This window comes from Carnobacterium sp. 17-4 (assembly GCF_000195575.1).
In the GTDB taxonomy this organism is placed as follows: Bacteria; Bacillota; Bacilli; order Lactobacillales; family Carnobacteriaceae; genus Carnobacterium_B.
The window spans coordinates 731,666-751,091 of record NC_015391.1; the positions used below are offsets into that span (position 1 = coordinate 731,666).

The window sequence follows — 19,426 nt, forward strand, 5'->3', positions numbered from 1 at the left end:
TACTATGAGTGCAAATATTTATGATACAGCCAATGCTTTAGAAAAAGAATTAAGAGACAGTGAAGAATACACTGTTTTAGTAGCAGCTTTTGATGAAGTAAAAAAAGATGAAGCAGCTAGCAAAATGTACTTTGACTTCCAAGAAGTTCAAATTAAATTACAACAAAAACAAATGTCGGGTGAACAAATTACTGAGGAAGAAATCGCTGAAGCTCAAAACTTAGCTCAAACTTCTGGAGAAAATGATGTTATCAAAAAATTGATGGAAGCTGAACAACGTTTAAGCACATTGATCGAAGATTTAAACCGCATCATTATGAAACCTGTTCAAGATGTTTACCAAGGTTAAGAAATAGAGGACAAAAAAGAACTCACTAATATAAAAGAGTAGTGAGTTCTTTTTTTCTGATATTAAAGGAACGTATGTGCCCTTCATAAGCTGAAGGCTATAAAAAGAAAGAAGAGAGTGGATACAATGGTCAAATTTATTCATGCAGCTGATCTGCATTTGGACAGCCCTTTTATTGGCTTGAAAATGTTACCTGATTTTATTTGGAATGCTATTTATTTATCTACTTTTTCAGCTTTGACTACAATCGTGGATAGTGCGATACAAGAAAAGGTGGATTTTATCTGCTTAGTTGGAGATATTTATGATAATGATGAGCGCAGTGTGAAAGCTCAAGCATATTTACGAAATGAAATGGAAAGATTGAATAAAGCCGAAATACCAGTCTATCTATTGCATGGAAATCATGATTACATAGAAAATACTGGGTTACACTTAGAAATGCCTGGAAATGTCGTTGTATTTACAGAATCAGTGGAGACAAAATGGTATACGACAACGGAAAAGGATGAGGTCGCCATTAGTGGTTTTAGTTACGATAAAAGATGGGTCCTTGAACGGAAAATTAAGGAGTATCCAGAAAAACACCCACGTGCAAAGTATCATATTGGACTGTTACATGGCTTCTCTGAAGGCCTAGATTCAGAACACGGGAACTACGCCCCATTCTCATTAGGAGAGTTGAGAAGCAAGAGATACGACTACTGGGCTTTAGGTCATATTCATAAGAGACAGCAGTTAGCTGAAAATCCACCTGTCATCTATCCTGGAAATACTCAAGGTAGAAGCAGCAAGGAAAGTGGAGAAAAAGGTTTTGAATTAGTAACATTGACTGAATCTGGAGTGTCAATGGAATTTAGACCGACTTCAACGATTCAATGGAAGACAATTGACCTTTCAATTAAAGAAATCAAGAGTTTAGATGAGCTTTACAAAGTCTTGAAGACTGTTGTCGAAGAACAAAAAAATGATTTCTATAGTCTATTCCTTTCCATTCATTTAGTGGATAGTGAGAATTTGCTTGAAGGAGTCCTAAAAAAAATCAAGCAAGGTGAATTAATAGAAGCTTTACAACAAATTCCAAAAACCGATACTTTCGTTTGGGTCCACAAAATAGAATTGCAGACAGTAGTTGAAAATCGGATACCAGCTATCCAAAAGATTTTTCCAAATGAATGGGAACAAATTCAAAAAGAAATTGAAAAAGAAAGTTTATTTAATGAAATAACGAATGCACTTTTTGATTTCCCCGGAATGGAAGAAGTTGTAGAAACACGTGAAGGAAATTACCGAAAAAAAATTGTAAAAGATGCTAAAGAGTTGGTTCGTAATCAACTTGGATTTGAAAGAAGTGATGACCTTGAAGATTAAATCAATGGAAATATATGGTTATGGAAAATGGGTAGACCACAAAATCGATGATATAACTAACTTGCAAGTGTTTTATGGAGAAAATGAAGCTGGAAAAACAACTTTAATGTCGTTTATTCATAGTATTCTTTTTGGATTTCCTTCTAAGATTAGTTCTGAGCTAAGATATGAACCTAAGAGTAGCAGCCAATACGGAGGAAGGCTCTTTTTAACTGGTACACAATATGGGGATGTTCAAATTGAGCGTGTACGAGGAAAAGCAAACGGCACGGTTACGGTAACTTTTGCTAGTGGAGAAACGGGTGGCGAAGAATGGCTTGAAAAAATATTATCTGGATTGGATAAGGCAACTTATCAAGCGTTATTTTCTTTTAATCTAGCTGGCCTTCAAAAAGTCCAACAATTAAATCGTGAAAAATTGAATCGTTATTTTTTAAGTGTAGGAACAATTGGAAACGAACAGCTGTTAAAGGTTGCAGATAAGTTTCAAACGGAAGCAAGTAAGTTGTTTAAGCCCAATGGACGAGTGACCGTTATTAATAAAAAAATGGCCGATGTTGAAGCAAAAAGGAAACAAGTAAAACTAGCAAAAGAAAAGAATAGTCAGTACATGAATTGGTTGCTTGAAAAAGACAATCTTGAAAAAGAGTTGATCAGCCTACGAGAACAAAGGACACATTATGAAGATAAAGTATTCAAGTTAAACCAATTAGAATCAAATTGGGTACTTTTTAGTGAGATGCAAGATATTCAACATCAAATAAAAAAAGAACAGCTCGAAGAATTGCCCAAAGATGGATTGTACCAGCTCAATCATTACAATCAAGAAATAAATCAACTTAAATTAACTATTACGCAACAGCAAGAAAAATTGCATTATCTTAGAGATAAAACAGAGGAAACAAGGCAACTTAAAGTGTTTATTGAACATAGAGATGAAATGATCCTATTGATGGACAATCTGGATCATATCCAAGCTAAGTTACAAGAAGCTACTTTTATTAAAGAAACCATTTTGGCTACACAACATCAATTTTTGCGTGAAAAACAACAATTAGGTCTAGAGGAACAACAAGCTATACCAGCTATTATGACTGAGGAGAGTCGTTTGAAATTAAATGATTTACAAGTCAAACAAGCTCAAGTTGAGCAAAGAATAAAACTACTAACAGAACGAATAGCGTTTTTGAACTTCCAGCAAGAATCTTTAGGAGATCAACTCGATAAATTAGAAAAAAGACTATGGAATAATCAAACCTATCAAGAAGTAGAAGATCAACTAGAAAAAAATAATCCTGATCCACGTGCGTATAATAAAGTAGATAAGCAAAGTGAGCAAAAATTAAGTAAAGGAACACTTACGAACTTAGTAGGCGGGTTATTGATAAGTATTTTAGGCCTATATATGTCTAATGGAATTGGTTTAGTTCTTACAACTGCTGGTTTAGGGCTCATTTTCCATAGTATTTGGTCAATCGTTAAAAAAACTAAAATACCAAATAAAATAGAAGAGATTAGAGAGACTTCGTATTCATTTGAAGAATATATTCAACAAACGGAAATTCGAAAACAATGGAGAGAAAAACTTGCAGAAATTGATCAAGTCATTCTTGAATTAAATGAGAAACAGGCTCAATATGAAGAGGCTGAAAATAAACAACTTCAAACTGAAAAAGAATTTCGATCATGGAAACAATTATGTGGTTATCCACTAGAGTATTCAACAAGCGAATTGATGCAAGAAACGGATATTTTCGAAGCAATAAGAGAAAAAGCGAATAACATTTATGAAAAACAAACACAATTAAGCCAGATGGAAAATGAAATAGTTGAGTGGAAAGAATCCATCATGTATTTACAGCCTGTTATTTTTGTTGATTGGAATAATAATGAACAACTAATTGAGGGAATAAAACAATTTTTTAAAGAAGCCATAGCTGATGAGGAAAAATTAAAAGATCTTACGAGGCAGCATAAAGTATCCCATCAGCATATTGAGCAGCTCATTATGCAACAAAAAGAGTTTGAACAAAAGAGAAGACGTCTTCTTCATGCTGTTAAAGTTAAAACTGAAGAAGAATTCCGGAAAAAATATGTATTAGAGGAAGAATTAACAACAAAAAAAGCTCGTTTAAATTTGTTAGAACAGCAAGTTGGTGAGTACAGTGCATTGTTAGAAAAGTATCGTGATAAGGCTGCTTTAGTTGAAAGTATCCAAGGTTTAAAAGCAAAACTGCAACAATTAAAAGAATCAATTGAAATCAAATTAAATAAAAAAATTAAAACAGAAGTCGCATTGAAAAACTTAGAAGTTGGTGGAGCTTATTCTGAATTATTGCAAGAATATGCCAATTTAAAGAGTGAAACACAAATTTTAGTTGATGAATGGACAACTTATAAAATAGCCGCAGAACTTATTGAGCGAACGTTAACTGAAGCTAGGAAAGATCGTTTTCCAGCAACTATACGTGATACGACTTACTTTTTTGCCATTTTGACAAATAGAAATTATCAAAAAGTCTTCTTAAAAGATCAAACTATAACGGTTCAACGTAAAGATGGCACTTTATTTGAAGCTTCTGAGCTTTCCCAAGCGACAGCTGAACAACTGTACGTAGCTCTGCGTTTTTCATTCGTAAAAAATGCTAATGACTTAATTCAATTGCCGTTGTTAGTAGATGATGGCTTTGTGAATTTTGATCAGCAAAGAAAAAAAGAGATGTATCAACTATTACAGAGAATTAGTGAAGACATACAAGTATTTTATTTTACATTTGATGAAACTGTAACAGATGTTTTTCGAAAAGAGCAGATAGAAATGTTATAATAAAGTAAAGATGCAAATAGAAAGAGGGAGTCAAATGGAAAAGAAATTATTTGAGTATACGAATGATGAAACCTTCGACATTTATTTATTAATCAAATCAGCGGACATTCGAGTTGCTAAAAACGGTAAAAAATTTATTGCTTTTACGTTTCAGGATACAAGTGGTCAAATGGATGGTAAATATTGGGATGCATCAGAAGATGATATTGCAGCATTTACTGCTGGGAAAGTAGTAAAAGTTTCAGGAAAAAGAGAACTTTATCAAGGAAATCCTCAAATCAAACTATTTAAAATTGCAGTGACAAAATCTGGAGATCCAGATAATCCAGATTTATATGTTGAAAGAGCCCCATTAAAGAAAGAAGATATGATGGAAGAAATAAATGATACATTATTTGAGATTACAAATGCGAATATGAATCGGATTGTACGTTATTTATTGAATCATTATCAAAAACCTTTTTTTCAACATCCAGCAGCTAAACGATTTCACCATGCTTTTACTGGTGGACTAGCTTACCATACCGTATCTATGTTAAGAATTGCAAAAACAATAGCGACTCAATATGAAGATATCAACAAACCTTTACTTTATGCTGGTGTTATCCTACATGATTTGGGCAAAATTATTGAACTGTCAGGACCAATATCTACAGAGTATACTTTAGAAGGAAATCTTTTAGGACATATTGTGATAGTAGATGAAGAAATTACAAAAGCTTGTCTTGCTCTAAAAATTGATGAAAAAAGTGAAGATGTTTTGCTTTTGAAGCATATGGTATTAGCTCATCACGGACTACTTGAGTATGGTTCTCCGGTTAGGCCAAAGTTAAGAGAAGCTGAAATTTTATATATGATCGATAATTTAGATGCGACTATAAACATGTTAAATTCGACATTAAATAGAACAGAGCCAGGGATGTTTACAGAAAGAATTTTTGGATTAGACAATCGGACATTCTACAAACCTAATGAATCAGAAAAAACAACTGATAGTAAATAAAAAAAGGAGTTAGGATATTAATCCTAACTCCTTTTTTTATTTAGTTATTTAATGTTGCTAGAGACACTAATGATTATTCAGCAGCAGAGTCTTCTACAGCTGATTCCTCAGTAGCAGAGCTATCAGCAGCTGGTTCTTCAGTGGTAGACTCTTCAGTAGCAGAGCTATCAGCAGCTGGTTCCTCAGTAGTAGATTCCTCAACAGCAGAGTCTTCTTTAGGAGCCAAGTAAGCATCCATTGCAGTAGCTAGATCTTTATCATCAATAATGATATTTGCATCTTGCATAATACCTGAAATTACTTCTTGAATAGCAGCACTATCAGCTAATTTAGCTGTTAATAATTGATCTTTGATTGTATCTGTTTCTTCTTCAAGTGTTCCTTTTTCAGGTTTTTCAATCATTTTGATAACGTGGAAACCATATTCTGAAGCAACTGGTTCAGTTGTCATTTCGCCTTCTTCTAAAGCATAAGCTGCTTCTTCGAATTCAGGAACCATTTCTCCAGATGAGAACGTTATTTCTCCACCATTAGGAGCAGTAGCGGTATCTACTGAGTTTTCAGTAGCAAGTTCAGCAAAGTCAGCACCATCATTTATTTGAGTGATAAGGTCTTTTGCAGTTTCTTCATCTTCTACAAGAATATGAGCAGCTGTTACAGGTGGGACATAAGCGTCGTAAGCAGCTTGAATTTCTTCTTCAGTAAATTCTGTTTTGTCTTTTACTGCTTCTTCAATTAATAAGTTTAAACGGATCGTGTCTTTATAATTTTCAGCGGTATAACCTTGTTGTAGCATGATGTATTCAAATGCTTCAGCACCACCATAAGTTTCTTCTTCAGTAGCGTATTGTTTGTCTACTACTTCATCTGTAACTTTATCTCCATATAAATCAGTTAAAACATCTTCAATAATCAATTGTTGAAGCATGCTTGTTCCAACGGTTTCTTTCATTGCTTCATAAAACTCATCTTCCGTAATTTTCCCTGCAGTTGATGAGGCAACAGTGCTATCAGAACAACCAGCAATTGTTAATCCGGCTAAGATAGTAGCTGTAGCTAATAATAATTTTTTCATTTCCCTTACACATCCATTTCTTTTATTTTACGTTACCAAACTATTTCCTAATGACAAATATAAATATACCATACTCATTTGTATAAAAAAAACTAAAATCCCATTATTTAGTTTAAAGTCAATTAAAAATCACAAAAAAAACACAATCGAACGAGTTTTTGAAAAAAATCAGATGGAATAGACAAGTACTGCTATAAAATGTTCTTTTTTTGCAAATAATTAAAGTAGTTCTTTAAAGTAGTATTTAGGTAAACAAATGGAGCTGAGACTTTTAGGTCTCAACTCCATTATTAAATGTAACGGACTATGCTTGTTTTATACTTTGAGTTAAATCTTCCATATCTGCGGTTAGTTTTTCAGTATGTTCTTGAATCCGACGCATACGAGGTTCAGCTTCGTAGGAAAATTCATCAACAGATTCTTTTACATCCTGTGTAAATTCTTCAGCTAATGTTTTTCCTTCATTTGTTAATTGAGCAATGGCTCCTTTTAAGTCATTGACACTTCTAGATACATCATTTACTAATACAGTTGTATCATCAACATACGTTTTTAATACAGCTCTATTTTCTTTACCAGTACGCGGAGACTTAAGAAGACCATATATTCCTCCAGCTGCAGCACCTAAAATTAACCCATTCATAAAGTGATTAGACATTAAAATCCCTCCAATTTGCTTTTTATGTTTATTGCAATACTATCTAATTCTTCAGTGGTGAAATTACCAGAATGATCACCGAAATGAATAGAAAAATCATCTTGTTCGTCATAGCGAGGCAAGATATGTATATGTGAATGGAAAACAGATTGGTAAGCAACGATTCCATTATTATTAACGATATTCATTCCTTTAATAGCAGGATTGGATTTCTTGATCGCTGTTGCAATTTTAGGAATTTTACTGCCAATAGTAGCCGCTAATTCTTCATCTAATTCAAAAACATCTGCAACATGTTTTTTAGGTACAACTAATGTATGACCTGGAGTTACTTGAGTAAGATCTAAAAAAGCTACTACATCATTGTCTTCATAAACTTTTCTGCTCGGTATTTCATTATTAATAATTTTACAAAAAATACAGTCTGCCATTTAGAATCCTTCTTTCTACTGCGAAATCTTTATATATAAGGCGCAATTAATAGAGAAATACATTCTCTTATTTAATAAATGTATCATAAAAGTCAAGGAAAGTGAAACGGTAACACATTAAAACAAAAAGATTCTCTCTTGTTCTTGTGGTACAATAACTACAATAAATTGTGTAGAAGGGACTAAACTAATTATGAGTTTAATGGTATCGCATGTTACAGGAGGCTATAGTCAGATTCCTGTATTAAAAGATGTATCTTTTGAAGTAGGAGCTGGTAAATTAATTGGATTAATCGGTTTAAATGGAGCTGGCAAAAGTACAACTATAAAACATATTATTGGTCTGTTACAGTCTCAAAAAGGAGAAATCAGTATTGATGGTCTAACCTTAAAGAACGATAAAGAAAACTATCGAAAAAAATTCGGTTTCATTCCTGAAACGCCAGTTTTATATGAAGAATTAACTTTAAAAGAGCACATTGAAATTACAGCAATGGCATACGATATACCAATCGAAACAGCATATGAACGTGCCGATAAATTATTAAAAACATTTAGATTAGAGAATAAGTTAGAGTGGTTTCCAGCTAATTTCTCTAAAGGAATGAAGCAAAAAGTTATGATTCTTTGCGCTTTTTTAGTGGAACCGAGCTTATACATCATTGATGAACCGTTCGTGGGACTAGACCCTCTGGGCATTAATGCCCTTTTGGAACTTATGGAAGAGATGAAAAGACAAGGTGCGTCTATTTTAATGTCTACTCACATACTTGCAACAGCTGAAAGACAATGTGATGGATTTGTTTTATTACATGAAGGTAAAGTAAAAGCTGAAGGGACTCTGGAGGATTTAAGAAATACCTTTAACATGCCCGATGCGACGTTAGATGAGCTTTACATTCAATTAACAAAAGAAGAGGATAGTAAATGATGATAGAGATTTGGAAGCAACGAGTAAAAAAACATCAAAAGAAAATGATGAAATACTTAAAATATATATTTAATGATCATTTTGTCATTGTGTGTTTATTTTTAGTCGGTGCGATGGGATACGCGTATTCAAATTATCTGAAAACCTTAACGTCTTATGATGTAAGAGGGCAATTAATAGGCGTTATCGTTTTTACAGTAGTATTAAGCATTGGTAAGCTAGCGACACTTATTCAACCAGCGGATGCTGTATTTATGCTACCTAAAGAAAAAGCTATGGAAGAGTATTTTAAACAGGCTAAATGGAGAAGTTTGTGGCTGCCTAGTTTTGTCATTCTAGTAGCTGTGGCTGTATTAATGCCATTACTAGTTGCAATGTCTGGATTTGCTTTTTCTGATATGTTTTATTTTGTAATGATGTTGATTATTTTAAAAGAGACTGATCTCAATGCTCAAGTCCTCAATTTGAAAATAAAAGAAACAAGTGAATGGATTAAAGTACGCTTTCTTTTATTTGGCATTTATTTGATTGTATCAAGTCTTGCACTATTTATTAGTCCTATAGTTGGATTAGTAGGAGCTGTTGTCGTAGCTGTAAGTTATCGCTTCTTAGCGAATCAAAAGAATGTTGCATTAACCTATCAGTGGGAAAAAATGATAAAAGATGAAACAAATCGAATGAAGCGGATTTATCAGTTTATTAACTTGTTTACTGATATTCCAGCATTAAAGGGATCTGTTAAAAGAAGAGCTTATTTAGATATTTTTTTAAATCCAATCCAAAAAAACCACAAAAATGTTTTTTATTATCTGTATGCTAGAGCATTTGTGAGGGGAACTGAATATAGTGGCTTGTACGTTCGCTTGGTTGTTATTGCTATGTTGCTCAGTGGTTTAGGACAATCGTTTATACTAAGTCTCTTTTTAACGGTTGTATTCCTATACTTGACCGGCTTCCAACTGCTGCCACTTTATTTTCATTTTGATAACCTGTCATTAACTGTTGTATACCCTGTAAAGAAAACCAACAAACTTCAGGCTATAAAGAAATTGATGCTGATACTTATGATGATTGAAGGTTTTTTGATTATCGGTGTATCTGTTTCTTACCTATCCTTTATAGAAGTACTAATTTTAGGAGTCATTGCTACAGCATTTAATCTAGGGTTTTGTCAATTTTATTTACCGTTACGGATAAATAAAATGATCAAATTACAGCATTAATAATAAAGTGAGTTCAAAAAATTAAATGTTAAGAATGCAAAGTGTCATGATTTTTGATATGATAGAAAAAAATTTAACAGGTATTACTTTTTTAAAGGAAGAGGCTAAAGAATGAAAGTTATTTGGAATGATAAAATTGTGGAACGTAGTGAAGTTAAAATTGATATGGAAGACAGAGGTTATCAATTTGCAGATGGGATTTATGATGTCGTAAGAGCATATAATGGCAAGTTCTTTACATTAAATGAACATGTAGATCGGTTGTTTTCAAGTGCTGAAAAAATCGAACTGGATATGCCTTTTACAAAAGACGAATTAAAACAGCTTTTAAGTAAATTGATTGAAGAAAATGGTATTGATACAGGTAATGTATACATGCAATTAACTAGAGGAATTGGAATTCCCAGAAATCACACATATACTGATCCAGAGTTAGTACCGCCAGTATTTACGGCTACAACTACGATTGTTCCGCGAGATCAAGAAAAAATGGATCAAGGGATGACTGCTTTTATCGTACCTGATATGAGATGGTTGAGATGCGATATTAAATCAATTAGTTTACTGGGAAACATAATGGCTAAGCATGAAGCCCATAAAAAAGGTGGAGATGAAGCGATTTTGCACCGTGATGGTATCGTTACAGAATGTTCTTCTTCAAATGTATGGATGATCAAAGATGACACTATTTATACACATCCAGATGGTAATCTTGTTCTACCTGGAATTACTAAAATAATGTTGTTAAAGGTTGCTCGAAAAGCAGGAATGTTAGTTAAGGAAGAAGCCTTTACTATAGAAGATTTGAAAGAGGCAGATGAAGTATTTGCTTCAAGTACAACGATGGAAGCTATGCCAATCATAAGTATAGATGGAAATCCTGTGGGACATGGAAAACGTGGAGCCGTTGTTGAAAAACTACAACAGTTATACGTTGATGCCGTTGAAGCAGAGTGTGGACAAATAAGATAGAAATCATAAGGAAATCAGCTGAACTGTTTTGTTTGGCTGATTTTCTTTGTAGAAAAAATTACACTAAAAAAACTAGGATGCTAAGAATTGAAATAAAAATGTAATGAACGGCTCGTGCCAACTTCTATCATCCGTTTTCATAGAAACAAAATAAACATAATTGTAGAAAAAGAACGTATATACGCTTGACGTAGAAAGAAATTCTATCTAAAATAGAAAATGAACAGAAAGATAGATGTCTTTTGTGATATCTGTCCTTTTTTTGTCTGGCTTTACGGGTAAACTATAAATGATTTAGTGCTATTGGTTTAACGGGTTTAAACTTTTTTCGCTTATTCGAATAAGATGTTGCAATCCCGTTTTGCTTTTCACGTCTGTGTAGAAATGTTTCAGAATATAAAGCAAGGAATGATTTGGTATGGATTTTGAAATAGATTCTGGATGGAAATTGCATCCCGTTGGTGGTGACACCGGACAAGCGTATATGGGTACAAGGGCAGAAGAAAAGCTTTTTTTGAAGCGAAATTCTTCACCTTTTTTAGCTGCATTATCTGTTGAGGGAATTACGCCAAGATTGATGTGGACAAAACGCATTGGTAATGGAGATGTACTAACCGCTCAAGAGTGGTTAAACGGAAGAGCACTTTCTAAAACAGAAATGTCCTCACCAGAGGTAGCAAGACTCATCAGTCGAATACATAATTCTGCAACATTGAGAAGAATGCTTGCTCGTGTAGGCGGTGAAATTGTTACTCCTGATCAATTAATTCAAAAGTATGAAGAAAATTTGCCTTTAGATTTATACAATCATCCGTTACTATCACGAATAATAAAAAAACTAAAAGCTGAAGTAGAATTAATGAATATAGTTGAAACACAAGTTTGTCATGGAGATATTTACCGAAAAAACTGGCTTTTATCAGATGAGAACCGTCTTTATCTAGTTGATTGGGATTCAGCAATGCTATGTGATCCAGCTATGGATCTGAGTATGTTGCTTTGTCAATATGTACCAAAAGATAACTGGGTTGATTGGTTAGTTCACTATGATACGGAGCTAACAGAAGAGTTGAAAACGCGTATTATGTGGTATGCATTGATGAATTATTTGATTCAAACAAAAAAACACCATAGCGAAACCAGGTTCCATGAAATGAATAAAGACATTATTATGTTACAAACTCTTTATCAAGGTCAAAATTACTTTTTTTAATTAACGATTAACTATACCTAGTTCTAGCATTTATTCAAATCCTCTTCCTGTTTTTGAAGAGGATTTTTCTATGTAAATAGTAAAAAAATAATGGAATACTAAAAAGAATGGAGAATAAGGATATGCGTTTAAGAAATAAACCAAATGCACCACAAAAAATTGCTGAATTTCCTCAGTATATACCAGGACAACCTGATAGTTGGGTAGGAAAATGGCAAGAAAGATTTGGCAATGATCACCCCATTCATATTGAAGTTGGTACAGGAAAAGGTCGTTTTATCACTGAAATGGCAAAGCTGCACCCCGAAATCAATTACATTGGTATTGAACTTCAGATGAGTGTCATAGTTGTTGCACTAGATAGATTGATTGAAGAAAATTTGCCGAATCTTCAATTGCTGCACGTTAATGGAGGTTCTGTAACCCAATATTTTGCAGAAGGAGAAGTTGATCAAGTGTATTTAAACTTTTCTGATCCATGGCCAAAAACACGTCATGAAAAAAGACGTCTAACGTATAAGAGCTTTTTAGAAAGTTATGAGACAATCCTTGTTTCTGAAGGCGAAATTCATTTTAAAACGGATAACCAAGGTTTGTTCGAATATTCATTGAGCAGTTTTTCAAAGTATGGCATGACACTTGAACAAGTATGGCTAAACTTACATGAGAGTGACTTTGAAGGAAATGTCAGGACTGAATATGAAGAAAAGTTTTCTTCGAGAGGCAGTCGGATTTACCGTGTTGTAGCAAAATTTCCTAAAAAAACCAAATAAAAAAAGCGTTAAAACAAGAATTGATTCTTGTTTTAACGCTTTTTTTTGTTAGATGCGATATAAATCTAAAATACTACCTGTGTAAGCATCTGCGATAAATTCATATTGAACTAATTGGTCTTCTTCAATTCTTGAAATTCCACCATAATAAACATCTGTTTTAAGCGCAAATTTTTGTAAAGGAACTTTTTGTAATTCTATCCATGAACCTTCTACAGGTCCTTCTTTTAGAAATATTTTTTTTACGTAATTTAGAATGGTATCTCCATGGATCGCTTTTTTTGCAGTGATTAGTTTATGAAGAAAATAGCCGCAAGTTAATCCAGCTCCAAGAAGTAAGCCGCCAGCTAAAATATATGGTGTTGTTTCTTTTGTTTTACATGCCATTTAATAAACTCCCCAATCTAATATTATTTTTTATAGTATACCATGTTTAAAAATAAATGAAATTAAAGCATTCCTTCTTAAAATTAATTTGATTTAAGGTATAATAGAATAAATAGAGTTTATAAGGGGGATAGATCATGTAGGTTGAAGAAAGAGAACCTATATGGGAAAATACTTATGGAAGATAATACATTTGATTTAATCAAGAAATTAACCGAAGCACAAGGAACGAGTGGTTTTGAACACCGTGTGCGTGACATTATGCGTGAAGAAATGACTCCATTAGTAGATGAAGTTCAGCAAGATGGTCTTGGAGGTATTTTTGGAATCCGCAAAAGTAAAACGGAAAATGCACCGAAAATTATGGTAGCAGCTCATATGGATGAAGTTGGTTTTATGATAGCTAGCATTTCAAAACAAGGCTTATTTAGAGTAGTACCTTTAGGTGGATGGAATCCGTATGTAGTTTCAGCACAACGTTTTACACTTCAAACAGCTAAAGGCGACTATCCATGTGTTTCTTCCTCTGTTCCGCCTCACTTATTAAGAGGCAAAGATGGAGCTGGGAGCAAATTAGATATCGCTGATATTTTATTTGATGCAGGTTTTGATTCTAAAGAAGAAGCTGAAGCATTTGGTGTACGTCCAGGAGATGCAATCGTACCTGATGTGGAAACGATAAAAATGGCTAATGGCAAAAAAATTCTAAGCAAAGCTTGGGATAATCGCTATGGTACAACTGTTGTTATCGAAGCCTTAAAAGAACTACAAGGGGAGCAGCTTCCGAACACACTAATTGCTGGCGCTAACGTTCAGGAAGAAGTTGGTTTGCGTGGAGCAAAGGGAGCCGTTCATCAATTTAAACCAGATTTGTTTTTTGCTGTAGACTGTTCACCTGCGGATGACTTAACAGGAGATAAAACTAAATTTGGCCATCTTGGAGAAGGATTTTTATTGAGAATCCAAGATCCAGGAATGATTACATTAAAAGGAATGCGTGAGTTCTTGCTGGATACTGCAGCAACAAACAATATCCCTTATCAATATTTTGTTTCTAAAGGCGGTACAGATGCTGGTGCAGCTCATCAAATGAATAATGGGGTTCCAAGTGCAGTCATTGGGGTGTGCGCTCGTTATATCCACACGCATCAAACGGTCTTTCATATAGATGATTATGCAGCAGCAAAAGAGATGGTGGTGCAAGTTGCACGGACATTAGATCGTAGTACATTTGAAACGATTATGAAAAATAATTAGTTGAATACAGAGAGGGGTAAAAAAATGGAATCATTAAATACCGTTGAGGAATTTTATATAATGGTTAAAGAAAGCAAACGAAAAATGATTTTCTTTTTCACTGCTGATTGGTGTGGGGATTGTCAATTTATCAAACCTATTATGCCTGAAATAATCGAAAACCATTCTGAAATTGATTTTGTAGAAGTCGACCGTGATAAATTTATTGATCTTTGTGGCGATTTGTCTATTTTTGGAATTCCTAGTTTTGTGGCATTTGAAAATGGAGAAGAGACTGGACGCTTTGTAAACAAAGACCGCAAAACTAAAGAAGAAATAGAGCAGTTTATAGCGGCCCTTTAATGAATAACTAAAATGATAAGAGGAGATGTGATTATGTTAGATACACAACAATACCAACGTATACTGATTGCAGTAGATGGAAGTGAATCTTCAGAAAACGCACTTACAAAGGCTATTAAAATAGCGGAAAGAAACAATAGTGAATTAATTATTGCTCACGTTTTTGATGTAAACTCTTATGCTTTAGGAATGATAGATACTGCGGGTATAACTGCTATAGATGCAATTGGAATTGATACAGACAAGGAAATTATGGAAAATCTTTTAAAAGAGTATAAACAAAGAGCTACTAAACATAATCTGAAAAACGTGGAAACAATCATGGTACAAGGCGCTCCAAAAATAGAATTAACTCAAGGTATACCGAATGAGTATCATGTAGATTTGATTGTGGTTGGGCAAACGGGTATGAATGCTGTTGAAAGATGGATGATGGGTAGTGTAAGTGAACACATTATTCGACATGCTCCATGCGATGTTCTGGTTGTACGAAATAAAAAACAAGATGAGGAAGTTAATAATGATTAGTATTTATAATAAAGCAGGCATTGGGGACACTCTTATTGTTATGTTAGACAATAGTGAACCTAAAGAACAAAATTTTGAAAAAAATCAGGATGTTGTTCGTATTTTTAAAGAAGAGACCAATCAAACAGTTGGTTATAATTTTTTCAATAGTTCTAGATTTATTGCTATTGAGGGAACTGGGCAAGTATTTTTGACTAAGGAACACATAAACAGTTTAAATGAAGCAATTGCTATGGTTGGATTTTCTGATACTTTGGAGTCAGATGAATCTCCAAAATTTGTAATCGGAGAAGTAAAAGAATGTGTTGCACATCCTGATTCAGACCATTTATCTATTACGCAAACTGAGGTAGATAATGGAGAAATGCTTCAAATAGTTTGTGGGGCATCTAATATTGCTAAAGGCCAAAAAGTTGTGGTTGCTAAAGTAGGTGCTATGATGCCTAACGGAATGGCTATATGGGATGGAGAGTTAAGAGGAGAACCGAGTCACGGTATGATTTGTTCAGCTCGAGAATTAAACTTAACAGGTATTCCAGAACAAAAAGGTATTTTAGTTTTGCCAGATTCTGCTGTAACAGGTGAACAATTTCAATTGAATTAAGTTGAATTAATTTCTGAAAAAGACTGAAAAGCCCACTTTTAAAAAAACAAGAAATGTATTTTTTGAAAGTGGGCTTTTTGTAAAGTCTTTTTTTTGTGTCTGTTTTAAAAAGATATCATGTGTTTCTTAAAGAATGTACCTATAATCACTCTATTTTTTATGGTAAACTAAGATTCGTAGTAAGGTAGGAAAGGAGGGTCATCATGCCCAAATATGATGGACCTAGTTATGAAAAAAATCAAGATCGCCAAAAAAAATTCAAATTCCCTTTCTATCGTGATGCTGAAAACGCAACGAATAAGGAAGAGTCTCTTAAAACTTCCCATTTAAAAAATAAGGATAGTCAACCAACTAAACAAGCAATAAAAAAAGAAGAAAAACGTTCTAGGATTGATTTTACAACATTTCAAAAAGACAATAATTCTGTTAGAAATTACCTTTCAACTATTGGGAAAGAGGAACAACAAAAGCAAAATGAATTAAAGAAACAGAAAAAACAAGTTGAGAAAAGAATTAAACAAACGACTTATTCAAAAGAATCGTTAAAACATATAGCTACACCATTTCAAGAAGGGAGAAGTTCGACTCCTTTTAAAGTTCAAAAGATTCCTTCTCCTTATTATGGCTTTCAAGAGAGATCCAATAAGAAAAGTGAAGAAACCAATTACACAACTATTCTTTTAGAATTAGAAAAGAAACCAGAAGATTTCTTGCTATTTGAAGAGCATTTATTGAACGAATCAAACCAGTCTTTTGTACATACAGAAGAGGAACAAGAAGTAGAAACAATACAAGAAGCAGAAGCACTTCCGGAAGTAGAAGTGATACAAGAAGTAGAAGCACTTCAAGAAGCAGACGTACTACCAGAAGCAGACGTACTACCAGAAGCAGACGTACTACCAGAAGCAGACGTACTACCAGAAGCAGACGTACTACCAGAAGCAGACGTACTACCAGAAGCAGACGTACTACCAGAAGCAGACGTACTACCAGAAGCAGACGTACTACCAGAAGCAGAAGCACTACCAGAAGCAGAAGCACTACCAGAAGCAGAAGCACTACCAGAAGTAGAAGTACTACAAGCAGTAGAAACGATACAAGAAGTAGAAGCACTACCAGAAGTAGAAATACTACAAGCAGTAGAAACGATACAAGAAGTAGAAGTAGTATCAGAAGCAGAAGTAATTCAAGAAACAGAGGTAATACAAGAAGTAGAAATAACACAAGAAGTATCTGATGAAAATATAGAAGCTACTACTAGTAGTTCTGAATCAACGGTTGTTGAGAGCTCGTTAAATTCTACAAAGAAAAAACGTGGGTTATCTCGTTCTTTAGCTGGCATGATCGAGGAAGAGCAAAATGTTCGACTTAATCGCGGGAAAAATGTAGCAAGGTATTTTGGTGAAGGGGAAGCCTTACCAAAAAAAGCAAAACATTCTATTAAATCAACCCGGATTTCTGGCAAACCTAAAGTTCAAAGTTCTGAAGAAATAGAAAATATGGAACTTATGGCAGCACTAAGTCGAATGAATTATCTAGATAAACAAACATTTCCAACTAATGATTTAAAACAAACTGAAAAACTAGAACAATCTCAAGAAATCATTGAAACACAACCAGAAACACAACCAGAAACACAACCAGAAACACAACCAGAAACACAACCAGAAACACAACCAGAAACACAACCAGAAACAACTCTTATCGATTCCATTGAAAAAAATAATTCTAGCAACAATTTAGAAGAGTCAAACCAAGATGAAATAGAAAATACTGTAGAGATGAACAGTGAAATCACCGCTCCATCATTGGAAATGACTGAAGAAATATATGATGAAAATTATATGTTCCCATCAGTAGATCTTTTGCTTCGTCCTGTAAAACTTGAACCAAATGCAATTGACGATTGGGTTTTAGAACAAGCAGAAATATTAAATGAGACATTAGATGCTTTTAATATCCATGCTCAAGTAATTGGTTGGACGATTGGCCCAGCAGTCACTCAATTTGAGCTTCAGTTAGGTCGTGGCGTAAAAGTTAACAAAATTACGAACCTATCTGATGATTTAAAACTTTCGCTAGCGGCAAAGGATATTCGTATAGAAGCTCCTATTCCTGGGAAAAGTTCAGTAGGTATTGAAATTCCGAATAAAAAGTCTAGACCTGTGATGCTATCGGAAGTTATGGAAAGTAAAGAATTTAAAGAGAGCCATTCTCCTTTAACAGTTGCACTTGGGGTTAATATAGCAGGAGAAGCAGTTGTTTCTACTATTGATAAAATGCCTCATGGTTTGATTGCGGGAGCAACAGGTTCAGGAAAAAGTGTCTTTATTAATTCTCTTTTAGTGAGTCTATTATACAAAGCTACACCAAGCGAAGTTAGGTTGATTTTAATTGATCCAAAAGCAGTTGAGCTAGCTCCTTATAATGAAATTCCACATTTACTTTCTCCTGTTATTTCTGAACCTAAAGCAGCAAGCGAAGCTTTAAAATGGGCAGTAAATGAAATGGAAGAACGTTACCAAAAATTAGCAGCTGCAGGAGTTCGAAATATCCAACGCTTTAATGAAAAAGCAGAAGAACATAATGATTTCGGATTGAAAATGCCTTATATTGTAATCGTCATCGATGAATTAGCCGATTTAATGATGGTGGCCAGTAGCGATGTGCAAGATTCTATTGCAAGAATTACGCAAAAAGCTAGAGCAGCAGGTATCCACTTAATTGTGGCTACACAACGTCCAAGTGTAGACGTTATTACTGGAACAATAAAAAACAATATTCCAACTAGAGTAGCCTTTATGGTATCTAGTCAGGTAGACTCGCGGACAATTTTAGATACAGGTGGAGCTGAAAAACTTCTTGGTAGAGGGGATATGCTATTCCAAGAAAATGGATCAGGTCGTCCAATACGTGTTCAAGGAACGTATGTTGAAAAAGAAATAGAACGAATTGTTAGACATGTAAAAGATCAACGACCTGCAAGGTATCTTTTTGAGCCAGAGTCATTGATGGCTAAATTAGAATCAGTAGAAGGAAAAGATGAATTATTTGAAGACGTTCTTCCGTTTATTGTTTCTGAGGGGCAAATATCAGCGTCAGCACTTCAACGGAAATTTAAAATAGGATTTAATCGAGCAGCTAATTTGATTGAATCCTTAGAAAACGAAAATTTTATATCAGGAAATAAAGGTTCTAAACCACGTGAGGTATTTTTGACTAAAGCTGATTATGAAGAAAAATTTCTATAACAAGTTGAAAAAAGAGAGGAAATAATTTCTCTCTTTTTTTTATTAGTTTAAAGTACACTTGTAGCAAATTTCATTTACAAAGATAGTATTAAAAAAGCATGTCAATTGTATAATTGAATCCGTTCACAATATTTCATTCTGCTAAGAGTCAGATGAAAACGAGTTTTTAAGTGTGCTATTAAATTAATTCATGGTATACTAATTTCGTTGTAATTTTGTCTTTTTAGCTAA

The 19,426-nt window shown here is 33.9% G+C and carries 18 protein-coding genes; 14 read left to right on the forward strand and 4 right to left on the reverse strand.

The annotated features are described in order from the left end of the window. The first annotated feature begins 4 nt into the window (after nt 1-4). The 4 genes from CAR_RS03575 to CAR_RS03590 all read left to right on the forward strand — a co-directional run bounded on the left by CAR_RS03575 (nt 5) and on the right by CAR_RS03590 (nt 5,550). Complete coding sequence (locus CAR_RS03575) at nt 5-349, forward strand: YlbF family regulator (RefSeq protein WP_013710346.1); 345 nt, start codon at nt 5-7, stop codon at nt 347-349. Nucleotides 350-475: 126 nt separating this feature from the next. After that, a complete protein-coding gene (locus CAR_RS03580; RefSeq protein ID WP_041556145.1) occupies nt 476-1,720 on the forward strand; it encodes a metallophosphoesterase family protein in 1,245 nt (414 codons plus the stop codon). Then, a complete protein-coding gene (locus CAR_RS03585) occupies nt 1,704-4,547 on the forward strand; it encodes an ATP-binding protein (RefSeq protein ID WP_148229438.1) in 2,844 nt (947 codons plus the stop codon). The genes CAR_RS03580 and CAR_RS03585 overlap by 17 nt, the downstream gene beginning before the upstream one ends. Before the next feature lie 34 nt (nt 4,548-4,581). Beyond that, nucleotides 4,582-5,550: a 3'-5' exoribonuclease YhaM family protein gene (locus CAR_RS03590; RefSeq protein WP_041556146.1), complete on the forward strand. Its 969-nt coding sequence runs from the start codon at nt 4,582-4,584 to the stop codon at nt 5,548-5,550. A gap of 73 nt (nt 5,551-5,623) precedes the next feature. Here the strand turns inward: CAR_RS03590 and CAR_RS03595 are convergent, their stop codons facing one another. The 3 genes from CAR_RS03595 to CAR_RS03605 all read right to left on the reverse strand — a co-directional run bounded on the left by CAR_RS03595 (nt 5,624) and on the right by CAR_RS03605 (nt 7,714). Continuing rightward, nucleotides 5,624-6,625 carry a peptidylprolyl isomerase gene (locus tag CAR_RS03595; protein ID WP_013710350.1) on the reverse strand — a complete coding sequence of 334 codons (1,002 nt, stop codon included), beginning with the start codon at nt 6,623-6,625 and terminating at the stop codon, nt 5,624-5,626. A gap of 304 nt (nt 6,626-6,929) precedes the next feature. After that, the gene (locus tag CAR_RS03600; protein WP_013710351.1) at nt 6,930-7,283 is read right to left on the reverse strand and encodes a YtxH domain-containing protein; all 354 of its coding nucleotides are present in this window, start codon (nt 7,281-7,283) and stop codon (nt 6,930-6,932) included. Further along, complete coding sequence (locus tag CAR_RS03605) at nt 7,283-7,714, reverse strand: HIT family protein (RefSeq protein WP_013710352.1); 432 nt, start codon at nt 7,712-7,714, stop codon at nt 7,283-7,285. Before CAR_RS03605 ends, CAR_RS03600 begins: the two co-directional genes overlap by 1 nt. A 193-nt stretch (nt 7,715-7,907) precedes the next feature. Here CAR_RS03605 and CAR_RS03610 point away from each other — a divergent pair, with 193 nt between their 5' ends. The 5 genes from CAR_RS03610 (at nt 7,908) to trmB (ending at nt 12,826) form a co-directional block, all read left to right on the forward strand. After that, nucleotides 7,908-8,645: an ABC transporter ATP-binding protein gene (locus CAR_RS03610; RefSeq protein WP_013710353.1), complete on the forward strand. Its 738-nt coding sequence runs from the start codon at nt 7,908-7,910 to the stop codon at nt 8,643-8,645. Beyond that, the gene (locus tag CAR_RS03615) at nt 8,642-9,868 is read left to right on the forward strand and encodes an ABC transporter permease (RefSeq protein ID WP_013710354.1); all 1,227 of its coding nucleotides are present in this window, start codon (nt 8,642-8,644) and stop codon (nt 9,866-9,868) included. The genes CAR_RS03610 and CAR_RS03615 overlap by 4 nt, the downstream gene beginning before the upstream one ends. 111 nt (nt 9,869-9,979) lie before the next feature. Next, on the forward strand, nt 9,980-10,840 hold the full coding sequence (gene dat, locus CAR_RS03620; RefSeq protein ID WP_013710355.1) for a D-amino-acid transaminase: 861 nt from the start codon (nt 9,980-9,982) through the stop codon (nt 10,838-10,840). A 418-nt stretch (nt 10,841-11,258) separates the two neighbouring features. Then, complete coding sequence (locus tag CAR_RS03625) at nt 11,259-12,053, forward strand: phosphotransferase family protein (protein ID WP_013710356.1); 795 nt, start codon at nt 11,259-11,261, stop codon at nt 12,051-12,053. 122 nt (nt 12,054-12,175) lie between these two features. Next, entirely contained in the window at nt 12,176-12,826 is a 651-nt protein-coding gene (trmB, locus tag CAR_RS03630; protein WP_041556147.1) for a tRNA (guanosine(46)-N7)-methyltransferase TrmB, read from the forward strand. A 48-nt stretch (nt 12,827-12,874) separates the two neighbouring features. On the opposite strand, the gene CAR_RS03635 is transcribed toward trmB, so the two are convergent. After that, nucleotides 12,875-13,213 (reverse strand): PepSY domain-containing protein, encoded by a 339-nt coding sequence (locus CAR_RS03635; RefSeq protein ID WP_013710358.1) that lies wholly within the window; start codon nt 13,211-13,213, stop codon nt 12,875-12,877. A 177-nt stretch (nt 13,214-13,390) separates the two neighbouring features. Between CAR_RS03635 and pepA the strand changes: the two genes are divergently transcribed. From pepA to CAR_RS03660, 5 genes are all read left to right on the forward strand, one after another. Continuing rightward, nucleotides 13,391-14,470 (forward strand): glutamyl aminopeptidase, encoded by a 1,080-nt coding sequence (pepA, locus tag CAR_RS03640; protein WP_013710359.1) that lies wholly within the window; start codon nt 13,391-13,393, stop codon nt 14,468-14,470. A 24-nt stretch (nt 14,471-14,494) separates the two neighbouring features. Next, on the forward strand, nt 14,495-14,812 hold the full coding sequence (locus CAR_RS03645) for a thioredoxin family protein (RefSeq protein WP_013710360.1): 318 nt from the start codon (nt 14,495-14,497) through the stop codon (nt 14,810-14,812). Nucleotides 14,813-14,845: 33 nt separating this feature from the next. Beyond that, on the forward strand, nt 14,846-15,340 hold the full coding sequence (locus tag CAR_RS03650) for a universal stress protein (RefSeq protein ID WP_041556148.1): 495 nt from the start codon (nt 14,846-14,848) through the stop codon (nt 15,338-15,340). After that, nucleotides 15,333-15,944, forward strand: a complete 612-nt coding sequence (ytpR, locus tag CAR_RS03655; protein ID WP_041556149.1) for a YtpR family tRNA-binding protein — start codon at nt 15,333-15,335, stop codon at nt 15,942-15,944. The genes CAR_RS03650 and ytpR overlap by 8 nt, the downstream gene beginning before the upstream one ends. 203 nt (nt 15,945-16,147) lie before the next feature. Then, complete coding sequence (locus CAR_RS03660) at nt 16,148-19,195, forward strand: DNA translocase FtsK (RefSeq protein WP_013710363.1); 3,048 nt, start codon at nt 16,148-16,150, stop codon at nt 19,193-19,195. Nucleotides 19,196-19,426 lie beyond the last annotated feature (231 nt).

Excerpts from the sequence above, each read along its gene's own strand:
- CAR_RS03595 (WP_013710350.1), bottom strand. The coding sequence starts at position 6,625 with ATGAAAAAATTATTATTAGCTACAGCTACTATCTTAGCCGGATTAACA.
- CAR_RS03635 (WP_013710358.1), bottom strand. The coding sequence starts at position 13,213 with ATGGCATGTAAAACAAAAGAAACAACACCATATATTTTAGCTGGCGGC.
- CAR_RS03610 (WP_013710353.1), top strand. The coding sequence starts at position 7,908 with ATGAGTTTAATGGTATCGCATGTTACAGGAGGCTATAGTCAGATTCCT.
- CAR_RS03605 (WP_013710352.1), bottom strand. The coding sequence starts at position 7,714 with ATGGCAGACTGTATTTTTTGTAAAATTATTAATAATGAAATACCGAGC.
- dat (WP_013710355.1), top strand. The coding sequence starts at position 9,980 with ATGAAAGTTATTTGGAATGATAAAATTGTGGAACGTAGTGAAGTTAAA.
- CAR_RS03600 (WP_013710351.1), bottom strand. The coding sequence starts at position 7,283 with ATGTCTAATCACTTTATGAATGGGTTAATTTTAGGTGCTGCAGCTGGA.
- CAR_RS03615 (WP_013710354.1), top strand. The coding sequence starts at position 8,642 with ATGATGATAGAGATTTGGAAGCAACGAGTAAAAAAACATCAAAAGAAA.
- trmB (WP_041556147.1), top strand. The coding sequence starts at position 12,176 with ATGCGTTTAAGAAATAAACCAAATGCACCACAAAAAATTGCTGAATTT.
- CAR_RS03645 (WP_013710360.1), top strand. The coding sequence starts at position 14,495 with ATGGAATCATTAAATACCGTTGAGGAATTTTATATAATGGTTAAAGAA.
- CAR_RS03650 (WP_041556148.1), top strand. The coding sequence starts at position 14,846 with ATGTTAGATACACAACAATACCAACGTATACTGATTGCAGTAGATGGA.
- CAR_RS03585 (WP_148229438.1), top strand. The coding sequence starts at position 1,704 with ATGACCTTGAAGATTAAATCAATGGAAATATATGGTTATGGAAAATGG.
- CAR_RS03580 (WP_041556145.1), top strand. The coding sequence starts at position 476 with ATGGTCAAATTTATTCATGCAGCTGATCTGCATTTGGACAGCCCTTTT.
- CAR_RS03575 (WP_013710346.1), top strand. The coding sequence starts at position 5 with ATGAGTGCAAATATTTATGATACAGCCAATGCTTTAGAAAAAGAATTA.
- CAR_RS03625 (WP_013710356.1), top strand. The coding sequence starts at position 11,259 with ATGGATTTTGAAATAGATTCTGGATGGAAATTGCATCCCGTTGGTGGT.
- CAR_RS03660 (WP_013710363.1), top strand. The coding sequence starts at position 16,148 with ATGCCCAAATATGATGGACCTAGTTATGAAAAAAATCAAGATCGCCAA.
- pepA (WP_013710359.1), top strand. The coding sequence starts at position 13,391 with ATGGAAGATAATACATTTGATTTAATCAAGAAATTAACCGAAGCACAA.
- CAR_RS03590 (WP_041556146.1), top strand. The coding sequence starts at position 4,582 with ATGGAAAAGAAATTATTTGAGTATACGAATGATGAAACCTTCGACATT.
- ytpR (WP_041556149.1), top strand. The coding sequence starts at position 15,333 with ATGATTAGTATTTATAATAAAGCAGGCATTGGGGACACTCTTATTGTT.